Origin of the sequence: Micromonospora sp. NPDC005171 (assembly GCF_040608575.1) — a bacterium.
Classification (GTDB): Bacteria; Actinomycetota; Actinomycetes; order Mycobacteriales; family Micromonosporaceae; genus Micromonospora.
Map to the genome: position 1 here is coordinate 40415 of NZ_JBEXIM010000022.1, position 18911 is coordinate 59325.

Annotated in this window: 13 protein-coding genes; 5 read left to right on the plus strand and 8 right to left on the minus strand. The window is 70.2% G+C overall.

Going from position 1 to position 18911, the window contains the following annotated elements; all coding sequences use genetic code 11:
- Window positions 1–894: 894 nt before the first annotated feature.
- From ABZU74_RS23000 to ABZU74_RS23015, 4 genes are read left to right on the plus strand one after another with little or no spacing between them, the layout of a single operon-like run.
- Window positions 895–9027 carry an RHS repeat-associated core domain-containing protein gene (locus ABZU74_RS23000; RefSeq protein WP_355427340.1) on the plus strand — a complete coding sequence of 2711 codons (8133 nt, stop codon included), beginning with the start codon at window positions 895–897 and terminating at the stop codon, window positions 9025–9027.
- A 15-nt stretch (window positions 9028–9042) separates the two neighbouring features.
- Complete coding sequence (locus ABZU74_RS23005) at window positions 9043–9603, plus strand: phage tail protein (protein WP_355427343.1); 561 nt, start codon at window positions 9043–9045, stop codon at window positions 9601–9603.
- 7 nt (window positions 9604–9610) lie between these two features.
- Entirely contained in the window at window positions 9611–10216 is a 606-nt protein-coding gene (locus tag ABZU74_RS23010) for a phage tail protein (protein WP_355427345.1), read from the plus strand.
- 10 nt (window positions 10217–10226) lie between these two features.
- Window positions 10227–10820, plus strand: a complete 594-nt coding sequence (locus ABZU74_RS23015) for a phage tail protein (RefSeq protein WP_355427348.1) — start codon at window positions 10227–10229, stop codon at window positions 10818–10820.
- Window positions 10821–11042: 222 nt separating this feature from the next.
- Here the strand turns inward: ABZU74_RS23015 and ABZU74_RS23020 are convergent, their stop codons facing one another.
- Together ABZU74_RS23020 and ABZU74_RS23025 are read right to left on the minus strand one after the other, a co-directional pair.
- Window positions 11043–11582, minus strand: coding sequence for a hypothetical protein (locus tag ABZU74_RS23020; RefSeq protein ID WP_355427350.1), 540 nt, complete (start codon window positions 11580–11582; stop codon window positions 11043–11045).
- Window positions 11583–11852: 270 nt separating this feature from the next.
- Window positions 11853–12227 carry a DUF4259 domain-containing protein gene (locus ABZU74_RS23025; protein ID WP_355427353.1) on the minus strand — a complete coding sequence of 125 codons (375 nt, stop codon included), beginning with the start codon at window positions 12225–12227 and terminating at the stop codon, window positions 11853–11855.
- A 510-nt stretch (window positions 12228–12737) separates the two neighbouring features.
- Between ABZU74_RS23025 and ABZU74_RS23030 the strand changes: the two genes are divergently transcribed.
- Window positions 12738–13187 (plus strand): hypothetical protein, encoded by a 450-nt coding sequence (locus ABZU74_RS23030; protein ID WP_355427356.1) that lies wholly within the window; start codon window positions 12738–12740, stop codon window positions 13185–13187.
- Window positions 13188–13677: 490 nt separating this feature from the next.
- Here the strand turns inward: ABZU74_RS23030 and ABZU74_RS23035 are convergent, their stop codons facing one another.
- The 6 genes from ABZU74_RS23035 to ABZU74_RS23060 all read right to left on the minus strand — a co-directional run bounded on the left by ABZU74_RS23035 (window position 13678) and on the right by ABZU74_RS23060 (window position 18908).
- Entirely contained in the window at window positions 13678–14808 is a 1131-nt protein-coding gene (locus ABZU74_RS23035; protein WP_355427359.1) for a hypothetical protein, read from the minus strand.
- A 382-nt stretch (window positions 14809–15190) separates the two neighbouring features.
- Window positions 15191–16858, minus strand: coding sequence for a phosphoenolpyruvate--protein phosphotransferase (gene ptsP / locus ABZU74_RS23040; protein WP_355427361.1), 1668 nt, complete (start codon window positions 16856–16858; stop codon window positions 15191–15193).
- Window positions 16851–17126 carry an HPr family phosphocarrier protein gene (locus ABZU74_RS23045; RefSeq protein WP_124820844.1) on the minus strand — a complete coding sequence of 92 codons (276 nt, stop codon included), beginning with the start codon at window positions 17124–17126 and terminating at the stop codon, window positions 16851–16853. Before ABZU74_RS23045 ends, ptsP begins: the two co-directional genes overlap by 8 nt.
- Before the next feature lie 9 nt (window positions 17127–17135).
- Window positions 17136–18176, minus strand: a complete 1041-nt coding sequence (locus ABZU74_RS23050; protein ID WP_355427364.1) for a zinc-dependent dehydrogenase — start codon at window positions 18174–18176, stop codon at window positions 17136–17138.
- Window positions 18173–18607, minus strand: coding sequence for a PTS sugar transporter subunit IIA (locus ABZU74_RS23055; protein ID WP_355427367.1), 435 nt, complete (start codon window positions 18605–18607; stop codon window positions 18173–18175). The genes ABZU74_RS23050 and ABZU74_RS23055 overlap by 4 nt, the downstream gene beginning before the upstream one ends.
- Window positions 18600–18908: a PTS lactose transporter subunit IIB gene (locus tag ABZU74_RS23060; protein ID WP_179779917.1), complete on the minus strand. Its 309-nt coding sequence runs from the start codon at window positions 18906–18908 to the stop codon at window positions 18600–18602. Before ABZU74_RS23060 ends, ABZU74_RS23055 begins: the two co-directional genes overlap by 8 nt.
- Window positions 18909–18911 lie beyond the last annotated feature (3 nt).

Below are 18911 nucleotides of genomic sequence, written 5' to 3' on the forward strand. Positions count from 1 at the left end.
GACCTGGTCCCGGTCGATCGACGGCTCGACGTGGGTCCGATCTTCGCGGCCCGGTCGGTTCTCGCCGCAGGGCGATCAGCTGTGCATGGTCGCGTTCACCGTGCCTGCTGCCAGGTGGTCGCGAAGGAGATCACCCACCCACCCCTGATCGATGACGAAACCTTCGAGCAAGCTCAGCCCTACTCGCCCGGCGCTCGCGAGCCGTCGACCGTCAGGAACGCCAGCGCCCCGCCCGCAACCCCTACGTCTTCCGGGGAATGTGCAAGTCACAGGCAGCACCAGCAAATACAGATCCTCGCCCGCGTCCCGCGCGCGCTGAGCAAGAGCGACAACCTTCTCGATGACAGGCAGCAACTCGTCGTCCGACAGTGGACCACTCCACGCCAGCTCCTCGATCCGCCCCCATTTCCATCCGGTCCGGAGCGAGACCGTGCGATTAGTGAAGCGAAGTCGGAGGTGCGGCACCACCTGATGTTGCAAGCACTTTGGGCGAGTACCCCCGTGCACAGCGCCGTCACGCTGGCCCGCGCAGACTAATCACCCGAACGCCCCAGTCGCACCCGGCTACGGATGCCTATGGGTCACTTCCGCCTGAGGAGTGCGGCGTCGACCACGCGCAGTCTGTGGAGCCAGACGAGCGCGGTTGTCGGAGGTATCGTCGCCGGCATTCCGCTACCTGATCTAAGTTCCGATGGCGCGCGAACCGGACTGCCGCACCGACAGGGTAGGGCGACACGCCGACGCTGCCCGACCGGAGCGGCAAGTTGTACACCCTTTGATGTGCTTTATGCCCTTTGTCCTCCTCTGCGAGTTTTGGTCGATATTCTCGGTACCTGCGTCGCCAGCCCAGTCGACGCGAGTGCAATCGGCTGTCGGCAGACGGGGGTGGCCACGATGGCGGTGGCGCAAGCAGCGGCCGCGCCAGGGGTACGGACGTCGCAGCTGCTCGTCGGTGGTGACGTCGCTGACGTGGTGAACATGTTCCGCGGGGAGGTGAACCTGCCCCTGGACCTGGTTTCGTTGACTGGCCGTGGCGGCTTGGACGTCACCGTCACCGCCTTCTACGGCAGCGGCGTGCACCATTCCGTGCAGCGGTCCAACCTCACCTCACCCACCGGGGTGCTTGGCCTGGGCTGGTCCCTGCCGTACGAACGCGTCGTCGTCGAGTCCCAGACCAGTGGCACGACGGTTGACGACGTGTTCTACCTGATCACCGGCGGTGCTGCGCGACAGCTCGTGCGAGTGGGCGTCGACGGGCCGGCGCAGTGTTTCCAACTTGTCGACCAGCCGTTCTGGCAGATCACCTACCACCCTGACCCCACCTGCCCGGAATCCGAGTACTGGACCATCGTCCGGGAGGACGGCAGCACCTCCACCTACGGGTTGGGGGCGGTGCAGCGCGGCGTGCGGTGGGGCAACTGGATCGGCCCGTCCACAGTTCCGGGCGGGATGAGTTTTCCGCTGGCGTGGAACCTCCTGCACATCCGCTCGCTGGCGGGCGACACCGTGTCGTTCGAGTACGACATCGACGACGTGCTGATCGGGGCGAGCCCGCAGGCGCGTTGCACCCGCTCGTGCCGGCTCCGCCGGATCGTCGACGTGTTCGGGCAGACCGTCGACTTCCGTTACCTGTCGAAGGAGCCCTGCGAGACCCCGTCTCCGTACGTGCCGCCGCACGGCGGCCAGAACGCCTATCAGTTCCAGCTCGAGGACCACTACCTCGACCAAATTGTCGTGCGCGACAGCACCGGCGGCACCGTGCTGACCACGCGACTGCGCTACGCGCTGCACAACCGCTCCCGCCACGCCGACGACAGCCGGTACCTCAAGCGCTATCTCATCGCCGTCGGGCAGGAGCTGGCCGCTGGCGGAGCCCTGCCGGAGTTGGAGTTCGACTACCACGGCGCTGACAGCTCGAACCCGGGCGCGATGTGCGGCGCGCGCACGCCGCAGGGCGGGCAGGCGGGATACGAGTACCGCGCCGCCGAGCTGCCCAACACCGCGCTGCGGGTCGCGGTCCAACGACCGGCCGCCGGCGGGACGCCACGGGTCTGGCACGGCCCCAATTTCACGATCCTGACCTGGGAGAACAGCGCCACCGGTCAGATCACCACCGGCGTGTACTCCTGGAACGGCAGCTGGTCCGCGCAACAGGACACCCGGCAGTGGGCGGCGACGCCCGCAACCCTGCGGGTGCTCACCACCGACGGGTTCTTCGCCGTCTGGTACCAGGACGCGCGCAGCGCTCAGTACCGGGTCCACCTGGTCCGCGCTGAGCCGTTCCGCTTCGGCGAGTGGCAACGTGACACGTACCCGGTCACGCTCGATGAGCCGATGGCCGAGCCGGCGGTCAGCGTCGGCGGCGGTTTCGTCGCCGTCGCGGACGCCCGGGCCGGGCAGTTGAAGATCGTCACGTGGGATCCGGTCGAGCGGCGCTGGGTCGAGCAGGACTTCGGGCTGAGCGGAGTGGACCGCGTCGCGCTGGCCAGCGGCGCAGGTGTCTGTGTCGCCGTCACCTACGTCGAGCAGAGCCGAACGCTGAGCGTTGCGGTCTATCACTGCGACGCGGAGCGGCACTGGCGTCGCGGAGACACCGTCAGCGAAACCGTCGACATCGACTGGACAGCCACCTCGACCGATCGGCTACTCGCCATCGGCGCGTCCTTCGCCGTGCTCGGCTTCGTGACCGCCTTCGACGACGCGGCCGGGACCGTGCGGTACGCCAGCCGGCTGGTCACCTGGTCCACGGCATATCGGTTCGGGCAGGTCTTGAAGGTCGACGGCAGCCAGCCCGTGGACGCCCGCAACCCGGTCGGATACGCGACGGTGAACGGGTCGACCGCCGCCAACGGCGAGCACCTGTTCCGCTTCGACGGCGCCCGCTGGCAGCAGGTCGCCTCGACCCGCCCCACCGTCGGCCCCCGCTACACCTACCACTACGCCGCCGACACCGCCTACGCCATCACCGTCCAGGACAGCGGCCAGTGGTCAGCCGAGCTGTACGAGTACGACCCCTACCGCAACGCGTGGCGCACCCCCACCCGGACCAGCGGCACCAGCCCTGGGCTGCCCACCCTCGCCGAGGGCTACCGCACGGTCGGCCGCGACCTGCTCTGGCGCACACCAGAGGGCGCCTGGAGCACCGTGTACACCCTGCCGGTCGACGCGGACCTGGCGACCCTGACCAACGCCGCGCCGGGTTACCTGAGCTATGAGGACCGCAGCGGCTCGACTCACCTGGTCACGCTCGTCGACGCCGCGGTGCGGGAGTCAGTCGCCCTGCCCGGCGAACGGGTGGTGGTCCACGACCCGCAGCCCGGCCAGATCCTCACCGGCCCGGAGACGGTCGTCACCTACCGTGGCCCTGACTTCGACCACGCCACCAGCCTTACCCTGTACCGGGTCGTCGGCGGCCGGACCGCCACCCGGCTGGTGGCCTACCCGGTGGTCCGCGTCGGCAGCGACACCGGCTACCAGGCCCGGCACACGACGCTGGACTACGACCTCGCCACGGCGACCTACGACCCGTACGGGCTCGTCACCCAGTACGTGACGGTCCGCGCCACGCCCGACGACGGCGGCCAGGGCTGCGTCGAACGAGTGTTCTTCAACGGGCTCAGCCCGAGCGTGCCCGGCGTGCTCTACCCGGTGTCCGATCAGTACAGCAACGCCCGGGCGTACTTCAGCAAGCTCAACGGGCAACTGTTCCGCACCCGCGCCTTCGACGCCGACGGTCGCCAGGTCAGCGAGAGCGTCAGCTACCCCTACACGTACACGGGTCAGGACAGCGACCTGCACGTCGTCGGCGCCTGGACCAGGGTGCGCAGGCAGACCCAGGCGACCGTGGGTGAGCTCTTCACCGCCGACACGGACCGCGCCGACACCCGCGAGCCCGGAGCGCGGGCCGCGTTACTGACGCACTTCACCGCACACGGCCTACCCCTGACCGACCCGGTGGCGGTGCACGAGGAGGTGCCCGACCGGCGCTGGCGGCTCACCGACGCCGACGGGACGAAGTACCAGGTGGTCGCCGACGGGACACGGCTCACCGTGTACGGGTGGCTGGTCGACGCCACCGAACACGAGTACAACGACCACGGGCAGCCGTGCCGCGAGATCCGTGACAACACCGACGACCAGGGGGTGCGGCGGCGGCTGCGCCGGGACACGTCCTACGCCTGGCAGACCCACCCGGGCCTGCGCGAGCTCAACTGCCTCGTCCCGACCAGCCAGGTCACCACCAGCGACCTCACGGCGGACGTGGTCACCGCCAGCGAGGTCACCACCTACCGCAACGAGTGGGGGCCCTGGGCGGCCGAGCGAGGCTACCAGTGGTTGGGCGTCGACGACCCAACCTTCCCGGGGTGGGGCTCGGACGCCGAACCCGGACCGGGCTGGCTCTGCGCCCGCCAGGTCCTCGACGTCACCGAGCGGGCCCAGCCGCTGGCGGCGCTGGACGCCAGCGGACACGTCGCCGCCGCCATCTACGACCGCGAGCGCCGCTTCGCGGTCGCCACCACGGCCAACGCCGACCCCAGACAGGGCGAGGTCTGCTGGTACGGCTTCGAGGAGTACGAGGACGACGGCGGCTGGACGCTCACCCCCGCCGGCCTCGACCCGACCGGGTACATCACCGAAGGCCCGGCGCACTCCGGGTCACGGCGACTGGCCATCCCCGGTGACCCCGACTGCGCCATCGGCATCACCAACGAGTTCACCCCGGACCGCGGCGACCGGCCCTATCAACTGTCGTGCTGGGTCTGCACCCAGCCGGGATTCGTCGACGACCCGGATCTCGCCGCGTTGCGCACCACGGTCCGCGACGAGCAGGGCCGCACGGCCGAGATCGTGCTGTCCATCCCCGCCACCGACGACCGGTGGCGCTGGCTGCACCAGCTCATCGACCCGCAGGCGCACGACCTGGGCGCCATCGCGTCGGTGACACTCACCCTCACCAGCCGCCAGGACCGGCGGTACCTCCTCGTCGACGACCTCGCGTTCGCCCCGGTCACAGCCAGCCTGCAGGCCTCGGTGTACTCCCCGGACGGGCAGGAACTGCGCGCCACTGTGGACATGCTCAGCGACACCCGGCGCATCGGCTACGACCTGCTGACCCGACCCGTGCTGGACGTCGGCTTCGACAACTGGCCGTTGTCGGCCACCGCCGAGTACGTCTGGCGCTGCGGACGGGACACCTTCGACCCCGCGCGGCCGAACGCCACCCTGGTGGCGTCGCTGCGCGGCCCCGGCACCTTCACCGACTTCCGGCAGGGCGACCAGTGGCGCGCGCAGTGGTGTGCCGACGCCGGCTGGCAGCAGGAACCGGGCCTGCTGCGTTACGCGCAGGACGGCACCGGCACGCTCGCCCTGACCGAGACGCCCGAGGGCAGCTACCTGCTGCGTCTCGCCCTGGCCGCCGACCCGGCCGTACGGCGACCGGTGCGGCTCACCCTCGGTGAGTGGTGCGTACGCTGGGCCGACGGCTGCTGGACGCTGCACCGGCCCGACGGTGAGGTGGCGGCCTCGGCACCGGCGGAACCCGGCACCGACCTGATGCTCATCGTCTGGCCACACCGCATGCTCTGGTACGTCGACGGTGAACTGCTGCTCCAGCGGGTCACACCGGACGGCTTCGCCGGTCCGGTGGCCTTCGCCACCGACGGACCCCTGGCGCTGCGATGGATCGCGTTCGGGACCGCCCCGGTGGTCGGGATCTGCTTCACCGACAACGCCGGCCGCCCCCGGCAACTGCACCGCGTCGACGACACCCGCGTGCGGCTGTCGGCCACCGGCTACGACAGCGCCGGCCGGGCGGCGATCACTACCAAGACCGTCGAAGTCGACGGTGAGCCGATCGGCTACCGACCCGGCCTGACGACCGACCTGGATCCCGAGACCGGGGCGATGGGCGACTGCGAGCTGACCCGCGCCTACCCCGACGACGGCGGCTACCCGTTTTCCCGCACCCTCTTCGAACCCTCGCCACTGGGTCGACCTGTCGAATCCGGACGGCCCGGCCGCGCGTTCGCCGTCGTCGAGTCGATCCCGGTCGGACAGCGGCACACCGCCCGTACCGAATACCGCCTGAACACAGAGCAGCCGCTGCTGCCCAAGCTGCCCGCTGGACAGTACCCGCTCGAGGTCAGCACCGACCCCGACGGCCGGGTGATGCGGCTGTGGCGCGACCGGTTGGGTCAGACCGTCGCCGTCGCGCAGGGCGACCTGATCGGCGAAGCAGGAAGCTTCGCGCTCGTGCGCAACCACTACGACCCCTACGGCAACCTGGTGCGCAGGGACCAACCCAACGTCACCGACACCCGGGTGCCCGACCGGGACCGCTTCGTCGAACGATTCGAGTACGACTTCGTCGGCAACCCCGTGTCGGTCACCGGACCCGACCTCGACGGCACCGTCAACCACGTCTACGACACCCTCGGGCGGCTGCGGTTCAGTCAGGGCCCGCAGGCCGCCAGCGAGGGCTACCTCAGCTACCGGCGGTACGACAGTCTGAGCCGGCTGGTGGAGCAGGGCACCTGCGTCGCGGCCTGGAATCGCGACGAGCTGCAACGACATGCCGACGACTCCGCCTGGTTGCCCGGCACCGGCACCTGGCTGGCCCGCTACCGCTACGACGGCGACGGCACCGACCCACTGCTGTACGGCCGGCTGTGGCAGACCTGCTCCGGCCCCGCCACCGACGACACGGCATCCACCCGCAGCACCTACACCTACGACCAGCGGGGCCTGGTCACCACCCGCACGATCCACGTCGCCTCCTACGACGACGACGCCCCGCACACCCTCGCGTTCGATTACGACGCCACGGGCGCGGTCACCGCCATCACCTACGACGCCCAGCTCGGGGCGAACGCGTTCACCGCCCGACTCGCCACCGACGGCTTCAACAATCTGGTCTCGGTCAGCGGCGAGCACGCCGGCCAGGACACCCACCTGGCCCGGTTCGCCTACACCCCCGGCGGCGCGCTGGCCACCGAGGTGTTCGCTCCCGGGACCGCGGCGGAGCTCACCCGCGCCTACCGCTACACACCACCCGGATGGCTGACCCGCGTCGAGGACCGCTACCTGACCGAGACCACCGACTACACCAGCGGCGGACACGACGACAGCGGCTACCACGACGGCCGCGCCGCCCGGACCGGCACCCGCTTCACCGGCGTACGCCAGGATGGCTTCCTGCCCGATGTCACCGTCCGCTACGGCTACGACCCGCTGGGCCGCCTCGCCGTGGCCGAGTGCAGCGCGGGTGAGCGGTTCGGGATGAGCGGACTGACCTACGACGCGAACGGCAACCTGACGACCCGCACCGCCGCCGGCGTGTCCCAGCGCCTGCACTACCGCGACGGCACCAACCGGCTGTGCACCATCGGTGACGACGACGTGGAAAGCGAGGCGTTCGGCTACGACCGGGACGGCAACGTCACCGACGCGCCGCCGCTGAGCGTGCGCGACCTACGCTACGAGGCGGTCTCCGGGTTTCCCACCAGCCTCACCGGGGCCGCTGGAGCGCTCCGCCTGACCCGCGACGCCGACGGCACGCTGCTCCTGCGCACCACCCACGACCGGCAACGGCTCTCCGTACCGGGCCCTGACGCGGCGCCGCTGGCGCTGCACCACGTCGAGCCGGACGGGATCCGCCGCGCCGGCTACCTCATCCCGGGACCCGGCGGCACCATCGCCGTCTGGTCACCGCAGGGCACCGCGTACGTCCTGCGCGGCCGGCTCGGCTCCACCCGCGGCGTCTACGACTCGACCGGCCTCATCGGCGCGTTCACCTACCTGCCCGCCGGTGGATTCCTCGGCACCCCAGTGGACCGCGGCGCGAGCGCCACCTACCCGTACCTGTTCACCGGCGCCGAGCGCGACCCGGGCACCGGCCTCTACCTCTTCCCGCAGCGCCTCTACGACCCGGACACCGGACGGTTCCTGAGCATGGACCCGGCCGGGCAGTATCCAAGTCCCTACCTGTACGCCGGCGGAGATCCCGTCAACGGCTACGACCCCAGCGGCGGGTTCGCCTGGTCCTGGCCGGCATTCGGAGCGGTCCTCGGAGGCGTCGCCGTCGCCCTGGCCGGATTCGCGCTCACGATCGGAACCGCCGGACTCGCCTGGCCGCTCATGGTGGGCGGCACCCTACTCGGCGGCCTCCTCATCGGCGGCGGGATCGCCAGCGCCGCGTACGGACTGGGCCACGCCAACGCCGAAGGACCGCAGGCCACCTGGAAGGAGTGGGGCATCTCAGTGGGCCTGGGAGCGGCGTTCGGCCTGGCGGCCGCGGGGCTGGGATTCGTGTCGGCGGCGGCCACCACCAGCGTGGCCGCGTCGCTCGGCATCGAGACGTTCATCGGCACCGGACTCGGCGCCCTCGACGGATTCATCAGCAACGGCGTCACCAACCACCTTCAGGGCCAGGATTTCGGCGCCGGCGCCGGCCTGTCGACCGTGCTGGGCGCTCTCGGCGGAGCCGTCGGCGGGGCCATCGGCGGCGTCCTGGGCCGCGGCAACATGCTGCGCACGCGGATGACGGTGAGCGCCGGGCGTCGGGCACAGGCCGCCGGCGAAGCAGGGGCCGCCTACGTCATGAACTACGACCAGGGCAGCGTCTGGCACACGCAGATCGGCACCCGCGCGCCGCACGCGGCCACCACCAGGATCAGCGACCTGAACGCCGACCTCGGCAACGTCAAGGCGACCTTCCGCGGTGGGCAGCACACCACGATCAACGTCCGGAACGTGGACTACGAGCCCATGAGCGGAAACGGCATCCCCCGCCGCTACGTACGCCGCATCCACCTGCCCGGACAGAAGGTGCAGGCCGCCGACGAGTTCGCGCAGAGGAGCGCGGAGGCGGCGGCGGGTCGTTTCTCGGTCTTCACCAACAACTGCACCACCTACGCCAGCGGCGTGCTCCGGGAGGCGGGCCTGCACCCGCCGCTGTGGGTGCGCTCTCCCACGCTGCTGCAGCTGTGGGCCACGACCATCGGCGAGCGGATGCCGAACCAAGCGTGAGAAGAGGACTCCTGGATGCCAGCTGACCCGTCACCGGTGCCCATCGGCACCATCACCGCCTTCGCCGGCCGGCTCGACGTCTCGTGGCTGCGGCCGCAGGGCTGGCTCTACTGCGACGGCGCCGAACTGGATGAGGCGGACTATCCCGCTCTGCACGCCGTGATCGGCGGCAACTACGGCGCGGGCAACGGCAGGTTCCGCCTCCCGGACCTGCGCGGGCGGTTCGCCCGGGGCGTCGACCTCGGCGCCGGGCGGGATCCCTACGCCAACACTCGCGCCCCTTCCGGGCGCGGCGGGCTCGCCGGCAACAATCCCGGTTCCGCCCAGGACTGGTACACCGCCCCCCCAGGCACCGCGTTCTCGGTCGACGGCGGCGGGGACCACACGCACCCCGTCGAACACATGCCGGCCGACACGACAGGAGCGGCGGTAGCCGGCAGCCACTACGGAATCTGGCAGGACAGCCGTTGGACCTGGGACACCGGCGCGCACACCCACTACATCGACGCCGGCGGCGACGCCGAGACCCGCCCCATCAACACGTACGTCTACTTCGTCATCAAGTTCGACGGATGAGGTGACCATGACAACCAGTTCGAAAACAGAACCGGCCGGGGTGATCGGCGTCGCCGGTGTGCTCGTCGGCACGGTCGTCGGCTACGGCGCCGTCGTCTCCGGCAATGATCCCGCCCCACAGGGCTGGCTGCTGTGCGACGGCAGCGCCGTGTCCCGAACCACGTACGCCTGCCTCTACAGCGTCCTCGGCGACATCCACGGCAGCGGGGACGGCACCAGCACCTTCAACCTGCCCGACTACCGGGGCCGGTTCCAACGCGGCGTCGACGACGGCACGGGCCGCGACCCCGACGCCGGCACCCGCACCCCCGCGAACCCCGGAGGTCTCAGCGGCGACCGCGTCGGCTCGGTCCAACCGAAAGCCACCGGCCTACCAGCCGGCGACTGCTTCGCCACCAATCACAGCGAGGACCACCACCACTGGGTGCCGAACCTGCCGGACGACAACTCCCACCCCTGGGCCGCCGGATCGCACTACGCCGACTGGAACGACGGCAGCCGCAACACCAGCAACAACGGTTGGCACAGCCACGGGCTCAGCGGCGGCGACCAGGACAGCTGCCCGGTGAACCTCTACCAGAACTACCTGATCTTCTACGGCACCCCTTCGTGAGGAGCACCAGATGAGTGAGCAGGACCTGCCCGTCGTGCCGACAGGCCACTTCGTCATCGGGGCGGTGTTGGCCTACGGTGCCGGCAACCCACTCGACCAGTACGGGCTGGAAGAGCAGGGTTGGATGTACTGCGACGGACGGCTGGTCGGCCGCGCCGACTACCCTGATCTCTTCGCGGTGATCGGCACCCTGCACGGCGGTGGGGACGGAACGACCACGTTCAACCTGCCCGACTACCGCGGCTACCTGCTGCGCGGCGTCGACGACGGCGCGGGGCGTGACCCGGACGCGGGCAGCCGGAGCGAGCCGGCGCCCGGCGGTGCCGCCGGTGACCGCTGCGGCTCCACGCAGAAGAACGCCACCGGCCGGCCCAGACAGGCGTTCACCCTGGACAGCGACGGCGACCACAGCCACGAGGTCTACGGCGTGCCCCAGGACAAGTCGTCCACCCCCATCGCCGGATCGCACCGCGCCATCTGGAACGAAAACGGCGGGGACACCGGCTCCGCAGGGTCACACCAGCACTTCATCACCTCCGGCGGCGACGCAGAAACGCGTCCCGACAATGCCTACGTCAACTTCGTCGTCCGCTACCGCGCATGACAGACCTGTCTGTCTCGACAACGGACAGTTGACCTGCCTGGACGGGCGTCACGGTCACCCGCGGACCCCGCCAACGGCCGGGTAGGCATGGGGAGTCAAGGACATTCGTACCCTCATGGCCAGCCCCCGCCCGACGGCGCTGATCCCACCAGGGCCGCGCCGGCCCGGTACGCCCGGTAGCCGGACGGACCAGCTGGGACGATCATCTGCGCGGCTACCGCGTCACATGCCCTTCACCGCGGCCTCAACCTTCTTGGCCTGCGTCGGCTTCACCTTCCCCGACACCCTGACCAGCACCCGACCACTGTCGGCCCGGTAGTGGTACTCAGTGCCCAGGATGGGCATGTTCTTCATCAGGTCTTGGATGTACTTGGCCCTCCGGTCCGCGTCCTCGGCGGTGGGGAACACCTCGATGGCCAGCCCTCGGCCGACGTCGTACTTGTCGGCGTTCTTGTCCCCACCGGGCATGTCAGCGGACGCCCTTGACGTGTACCCATTGGGCCGTCCGAGCAGGTTGTTGGGGTCGGTGTCCTCGTCCTGCACAGCACCCGAGGTGAGGCCGATTTTCGCCGCCGACAGTTTGCCGAGCACCTGTTCGGCGGTGAGCGGTTCTGCGGGCGCCCGGGCTGGTGCGGGGGCAGCCGACATTGCGGTGGGCGCTGGCGGGGCGGCGGCCGGGGTGTCGGGTGTGTTGGTGCCGCAGCCGCCGGCGGCGAGCATGACAACGGCGGTGACGGCGATGATGCTGTGGCGAAGACGCATCGCACGATCCTCGGGCAGCGAGCCCACATGCGCGTGCCCTTGACCCACAGGTGAGCTGTCCGGTCGGCGACACAACCACTTCCCCACCTGACGAACGGCGATCAGCTTAACGCTCCCCGACGGTTGAATCCGGAGCATGCCGACCAGCTAACTGCCGCCCAAGCAGCAACGGGCAGCGGCAGAAGACACGGGATGGCAAGATAGCCGCAGCCCGCAGCAGAGAACGATGTGCGTCCATCCCTGCTGTGGGTGGTGCGGACGGCCGGAACGTTACGCCTGTTCGGCCTTGGCCAGTTCAGCGAGCTGATCGAAGGTACGGACGAGCTGGGCGCGCCGCTGTTCCTTGTGGTCGGGTGTGGGTTCCAGATCGTCGATGGCCGCTTCCCAGACGGTCAGGAACTTAGTCTTCCAGTCGGCGATGGTATCCAGGTCGGGCAGGTCGACCCCGATGTAGTTCTGCTGGGCAATGAGGTGGAGCAGTTCGAGGTTGCAGGGCACGGCGACGCCCCAGTATTCGTCGGGCTCGATTTTGACGGGGTCGCCGGACATCGCCTCGGCGACTTCGGTGATGAGTCGGTCGGTCAAGATCCCCAAATGGTCGGCTGCGGTGTCGCTGTCGAAGTTGCCGCTGCCCCAACCGCCCATTGGTCCTCCGCCTGTCGTGCCCACTTGTCCTATGAATTCAACCAGGTCGGTGTGACCTGTGGCAGCGGCGGAGTGGCACCCCCGCAGCGACTAATTCGTCTCCGGTCCTGGTCTCCGCCGGCGCCGGCGTTCGTCAGGCTCCGGCTCCCGCCTGAGGTGATCGTTTTGGAAATGCGCTGGTATCGGCGGTTCAACCTCTCCCTCGGCGTGGCGCGACATCGAGCGGCATGCCAACACTCCGATCGACTCGGACTCGACGCGTCGCCCGCGAACCAGATGGCTGCCGCGTTCACCGAACCGGCCCGAGCGATCTAACCGGTGCCCCCTGACGCGGCTCGGCGTGCCCACCGATCCGCCAACGCAACAGCGCCGTATTGCTCGCTCGACGGACCTGAGCGCGGCGCCGACGCGCTGTCGCACCGCCCGAACCGTGGGCAGGCCGAACCAGTGCTGGGTCGATCGGCGCGTAGGCGGAAGAATCCGCGTCAGGAACTCCGTCGTCTCGCTTCTGTGATCATGCTCTTCATGCGGGACGAGAATCTTGTGGGACTTTGGGACAGCAGTCCGTACGACTACGGTGCGATGGAGTCGAGCTGGGTCTGCCTTCGGCGGGACGGCACTGGCTGGACAGCGGTCGCCAACACTGGCAGCGCGGCGGTGAGCCAACTCACCTGGGATTGCCCCCGCGACGGCGAGGTCGAGCTGCGGTACAGCTGGACAGCCTCCGGGAGGTGGGCTGCCGGCGCACCGTTCATCCTCGCCGAAATCGACGAGCAGGGCCCGTACGACGAACTGGTGCGTACGCGATATTCGGTCGGCACCGAGACGCCGCCGATGGCGGATGCGCCAGTCACCGCCCTGCACCTGGACAAGGATGTCGAGTTCGTCCGCCGCCTCGCGCTCGTAAACCGGGAAACCGATCAGTCGGGCCCGGCAGCTACGTCGGCAGCCGAGGATTGAGCGGGACCGGTCAAGGGCTGACCGCCTACTGGGGCCATTGGTGCTCGTCAAGCAGCTAAGGCGGGGCTTGTGCTCTGGACCTGAGATCATGGTCGGTGCCCGGTACGGCCGAGGGTCAGCGCCACCACGGGAGGTCTACCGGCAACTCGGACTCCGACTCACCTACCAGCCTCAAACGCAAACGGTGCGCGCTGCAGTCGATCTCAGCGCACACCGTAGGTAGATCGTTTGTGTCCGAGGGGCGACGCGACCCATTGCCCCACCGCCAATGACGCTCATCGCGACGCTGAGGCTCACGCAAGTCTAGCGTTGGTGACTCCCCTGGCACAGCTGAGGAGGTCACCAAGCAAGGGCCTGATCAGGTGCTTGGGGAGCAGCGTTCCAGACGTTCGGAACCGCCGCCGACACCAGCACGGCCACCCACCCCGACGCGCCTACCGTGTCATACCGTGCCGAGTCCCCATCACCGACCAGCTGACGGTGTTTGCGGTCAGGTCGCGTCTCTGGCCCGGGTCATCGGGAAGGAGAGCTTGGGCAGGTCCGCGACAGCAAGCCGGTCGGCCCGCTCGCGCAGGTGCCGGGCGATCTGGTCGCTGGCCAGGGTGAAGCCGGCGGTGAAATCGGCGTCGAGGGAGATGCCGGTCGCGGCGACGTGATGGTCGGCCTGCTGGCGCAGCTCGCGGGCGAGCGCGTTACGCCAGCGGATCACCTCCTCGGTCAGGTGCGCCCGCTGAGCCGCCAACCGCCGCTGTGTCGCGGCCAGCTGCTCCTCGATCCGTTCGAGACGACCCAGCGTCTCATCGAGACGGTCGAGCTCCGGCAGGTCAGCCACGATCGCCTGCCCGAGCGCGGTCGGATCCACGCTCGGACCGCCGGGATGCAACGGCTCGACGGCGCTGGTCACCCGCGCCGTCCACTGCCCGCGACGAGCGTCACGCTGACGCGGGAGCGCCGCCACCGCGTCGCGTAGGGCCACCAGCACCGGCGTGGGCGAATCGGTCGGGCTTGCGGACGGAGCAGTCGTGGCCAGGACGCCGCGGCGGAGGTTGCGCTCCGGCGTCCCCTCGAGTTCCCTCGCCCGATGCGCCATCTGCTTGACGAACCCGGCGTGCGCGGCCCGGTAGCCGACCTGGTGTTCACCCTCGCCGGCCACCTGTGCGTGACCGATCCGCTCCGCCTCGAGCCGGAGGGCATCGGCGATGGTGGTGTCCGCATCGCCGATCTCGAAAGCCGGGTCCGGGCCGTGCAGCACCAATTCGCGCAGCGTGCCGAGCAGGCTCTTGGCGTGCTTGCAGCGATCCCGGGCGCTCGCCATCAGGTCCAACTCCGGCACGGCGTGCCAGACCGCCCAGGCTGCGGCGGTCGCGTCGTCGTCCGGCACCGGCGCGTGCCGGCGGATCATCTCGCGGATCTCGTACACCCGCTCGGGTATGCGCGTGTACCTCGCCGACTCCAATCGCCGCAGCAGAGCCAGCAGCTCGGCCCGGTTCTCCGGCTGGGCCGACGCAAGGTCCCCGATCAGCTCCCGCAGGTCGGACGGCCAGATGGCCGGTGGTACGCCCGGGCCTGGCCGGCGCAGCGGGTGACGTGATCCACGTCGAAATCGTTCCCACCAACCCATCGACCCAGCGTTGCACCCGCGCGGATCACACGCAATGCGTCCGGTACGGCCCTTTCGAGCGGAGCCGAGGCCGAGCCAAGCGTGATGAGTGCGGCACCGCTGCCCCTGGCACCCGGCATCGACCTCGCAACTGCCCAGCCATGCTGCTTGCTTTCTCAGGCAGCGTGGCGGCAGGCCTTGGAGATGTGCGCCGCGCCAAGCGCAATTGGGTGGTCTCGAAGGAGATCACCCACCCACCCCTGAGCTGTGGGTCGTTGGGAGAGACGCTGGGCGGCGGCGCCGAGGCCTAGCGCGACCGATCGTCCACAAATCCGAATGGCGGTCCAATTCACGGCCAGGAAGTGGCATGGGCGCAGGTCTGCCAGGTGGACATGGTCGAGAGTCAGCACGACACGCTGTCGCCGTACCGGAGCTGGCGTGAAGCACCGACCGCCGCCCGGGCTACCTCCGGGCTGGGGGCGGCCAGGGCTGCCTCGGCGATCTGGCGGCACTCGTCCAGTGTGTGCGCGGCCAGGGACTCGCGCACCGCCGGGATGCTGCGGGGCGCCATGGACAGACTGGTGATGCCGAGGCCGGCCAGGACCAGGGCGAAATCGGGATCCGCGGCGGACTCTCCACACACACCGACCGGCTTGCCCGCCTCGACGCCGGCTGCCGCGCAGGCGGCGAGGAGCGCGATCAGCGCGGGCTGCCACGGGTCGAGCAGGTCAGCGAGGTCGCCGCACATGCGGTCAGCGGCGAACGTGTACTGGCTGAGGTCGTTGGTGCCGACGCTGAGGAAGTCCACGTGGCGCAGCACCTGGCCGGCGCGCAGGGCAGCGGCCGGCACCTCGATCATCACGCCAGCGGTGGGCAGGCCGTACTCGCGGCAGGATTCGGTGAACGCGGCCGCCTCCGCCGCCGTGGCGACCATCGGCGCCATCACCCACACGTCGGCGTCCGTCGCCGCAGCCGCCGCCGCGATCGCGGCCAGCTGCGTGGTGAGCACGGTGGGTGCCTGCCGTGCGACCCGCAGACCGCGGACGCCCAGCGCGGGGTTGGGTTCATCGGCCAGACGCAGGAACGGCAGCGGCTTGTCGGCGCCGGCGTCGAGGGTGCGCACGACGACCTTGCGGCCGGGCAGCGCGGCGAAGACGTCGCGATACGCGGCGACCTGCTCTTCGTGCGACGGCGGGTCGCTGCGGTCGAGGTAGAGCAATTCGGTGCGGAACAGGCCGACGCCTTCAACCTCGCCGGTGAGGTCGCGGGCCGAGCCGATGTTGGCCAGTAGCGCGACGGGATGGCCGTCCCTGGTCCGCCCGGGGCCTTGGGAGCGGGCGCGGCGTTCGATCTCCGCGAGCCGGTCCGCGTTGACGGTGCGCACCGTCTCGGCGGAGACGCCGGCCACCACGATGCCGCTCGCGCCGTCGAGACTGACCAGCGCGCCGTCGGCCACGTCCAGGATGCCCGCGCAGCGGACCACGGCCGGGATGCCGAGGGTCCGGGCCAGGATCGCGGTGTGGCTGGTCGGCCCGCCCTCGGCCGTGACCAGGCCCAGGACCAGGCCCGGTTCGAGACCGGCGGTGTCGGCGGGCGCCAGGTCGCGGGCGATGAGCAGGTACGGATGGCCGGGGTTCGGCACGCCCGGCATCGGCAGCCCCAGGCACGCTGCGACGAGGCGGTCCCGCAGGTCGTCGAGGTCGCTGACCCGCTCGGCGAGGTACCCGCCCGCGGCTTCGAAGGCGGCCCGGTGCCCGGCGAGCACGTCGGTGATCGCGTGCGGCGCGTCCGCACCGCCGTCGATGGCGATGTCGGCCGCGTCGACGAGCGTCTCGTCCTGCGCCATCATGACCTGCGCGCGCAGGACCTCGGCGGCGGTCGCGTCCAGGGCGGTGTCGGCGCGACGGGTCAGGTCGGCGGCGACGGCGAGGACCGCTTCCCGCACGGCCGCCTTCTCGGCCCCGGGATCAACGGTCTCCGCCAACGGCGGCAGGGCCGGCGGCGGGGCCAGCCGGTAGATCGGCCCCGCCGCACCACCGGGGCTGGCCCCGACTCCCCGAAGTTCACGCATCGACGGCGTCCAGATCACGTTCGAGGAGGTCGGCCAGGGTGTCGACGGCGGCCTGCGCGCCGTCGCCGTCGGCTTCCAGGGTGACCTCGGTGCCCTTCTTGGCGCCGAGCGACAGCACGGCGAGCATGCTGCGGGCCGGCACGGGTTTTTTGTCGCCGCTGCGGATGGTGACCAGCACCGGCTGCTTCGCAGCTTCGGCGACGAACAGCGCCGCCGGGCGGGCGTGCAGCCCGCTGGCGGAGCCGACGAGGACTGTTCTGGTGGGCAACGGATCCTCCTACGGTTCGATCGTCACCTTGATCGCTTCACCGCGCGCCACGATGCCGAAGGCGTCGAGGGCGCGGTCGAGCGGCAGGCGGTGGGTGATGAGATCGGCGACCGGCACGGAGCCGTTGGCGATGAGTCGCAGCGCCTCCTTGTTGTGCTCCGGGCTGGAGCCGTTGGCACCGACGATGGTCAGTTCGCGGTAGTGCAAGAGGTTGGAATCCAGGGAGATGACCGGCTTGTCCTTCGGCAGGCCGCCGAAGAAGCTGATCCGGCCCTGCCGCGCGGTCATCTGCACCGCCTGCTCCTGGGCGGCGCCAGCGGCCGTGGCGGTGATGACGACGTCGGCACCCCGGCCCTCGGTGAGCTTGAGCACCTCGTCGACGACGTCGGTCTCGGCGCCGCAGATCGCCGCGTCCGGCTGCACCAGGTTGGCGGCCAGGTCGAGGCGTTCGCGGTTGAGGTCGACGAGGAACACCCGGGCCGCGCCGCGCGCCCGGGCCAGGCGGACATGCAGGCAGCCGATCGGCCCGGAGCCCACGACGACCACGTCGTCGCCCTCGCCCACACCGGCGAGGTTCTGGCCGTTGAGGACGCAGGCGAGGGGCTCGGCGACGGACGCCTCGGCGAAGCTGAGTCCCTCGGGGATCCGGTTGAGCCCGTCGACGGCGAGGACGTTGTGCGGCACGACCAGGTATTCGGCGAACCCACCGTCGAAGTGGTAACCCATCGACACCTGGTTGGGGCACACGGTCATCCGACCGCGCCGGCACTCGGCGCACGTGCCGCACGGGATGGCGGCGATGACCTGGACCCGGTCCCCCGGCCGCCAGCCTGTGACGTCGTCACCGACCTCGGTGATCTCGCCGGCGATCTCGTGGCCCATGACGCGCGGCGGTGCGATGTGGTGGTGGCCGAAGCGGGAGATCTTCACGTCGGTGCCGCAGGTGGAGCATGCCCGGACGCGGATCTTCACGTCGGTGGGGCCCGGCGTGGGCTCGGGCGCATCCTCGATGCGGACGTCACCGGGTGCGTGGAATCGGACAACCTTCACGATGGGTTCCCCTCAAGGATAGTGATCACGTCATCGGCGCTCGTCGACTCTCGTAGCCGCTGCGCCTGCGCCGGGTCCATCAGCACCGTGGCGAGCTGGGCGAGGATGTCCACGTGCCCGTCGCCGACCGCGGCGATGGCGACGCAGACCCGCACGTCGAAGCCGTCCCAGTCGACGCCGTCCGGGAAGCGCAGCACCGCGAGGGCGTCGCGCTGGACCGATTCCTTGCTGTTCAGCGTGCCGTGCGGTATGGCGACGCCCTCCCCGATGTACGTGGAGACGCTCTGCTCGCGGGCGAGCATCGCGTCCACGTACGCCGGGGCGACCGCGCCGACCTCGACGAGTACGGCGCCGCAGCGGGTAATCGCCTCATCCCGCGATCCGGCCCGCTCGTCGAGCCGGATCGCGTCACGGGCCAGCAGCTCAGCCACTGAGCTCACCACCGCGCTGCACCGCGTTCACGACCCTGGTGACGGCCGGGTCGCCGATGAACACCTGGATCGGCACGATCACTGTGTCGGGCGCGCTGACACGGGCCCGGGCGGCGAGCCCCTGGTGGCAGATGACCACGTCTGCGTCCGCCGGGATCGAGTTGACCGGCGTGTGCTCGACGGTGACAGCGTTCTTCGCCAGTTGCCTGCGAAGTTGGCTGGCCAGCATCACGCTGCTGCCCATGCCGGCGTCGCAGGCGACAACGACCTTCTTGATCTCGGTGCCGTTGATGGTGGACATGAT

Coding starts and splice junctions, on each gene's coding strand:
- ABZU74_RS23035 (WP_355427359.1), bottom strand. CDS start 14,808: ATGGGTTGGTGGGAACGATTTCGACGTGGATCACGTCACCCGCTGCGC.
- ptsP (WP_355427361.1), bottom strand. CDS start 16,858: ATGCGTGAACTTCGGGGAGTCGGGGCCAGCCCCGGTGGTGCGGCGGGG.
- ABZU74_RS23020 (WP_355427350.1), bottom strand. CDS start 11,582: ATGCGTCTTCGCCACAGCATCATCGCCGTCACCGCCGTTGTCATGCTC.
- ABZU74_RS23000 (WP_355427340.1), top strand. CDS start 895: ATGGCGGTGGCGCAAGCAGCGGCCGCGCCAGGGGTACGGACGTCGCAG.
- ABZU74_RS23060 (WP_179779917.1), bottom strand. CDS start 18,908: ATGTCCACCATCAACGGCACCGAGATCAAGAAGGTCGTTGTCGCCTGC.
- ABZU74_RS23005 (WP_355427343.1), top strand. CDS start 9,043: ATGCCAGCTGACCCGTCACCGGTGCCCATCGGCACCATCACCGCCTTC.
- ABZU74_RS23025 (WP_355427353.1), bottom strand. CDS start 12,227: ATGGGCGGTTGGGGCAGCGGCAACTTCGACAGCGACACCGCAGCCGAC.
- ABZU74_RS23015 (WP_355427348.1), top strand. CDS start 10,227: ATGAGTGAGCAGGACCTGCCCGTCGTGCCGACAGGCCACTTCGTCATC.
- ABZU74_RS23010 (WP_355427345.1), top strand. CDS start 9,611: ATGACAACCAGTTCGAAAACAGAACCGGCCGGGGTGATCGGCGTCGCC.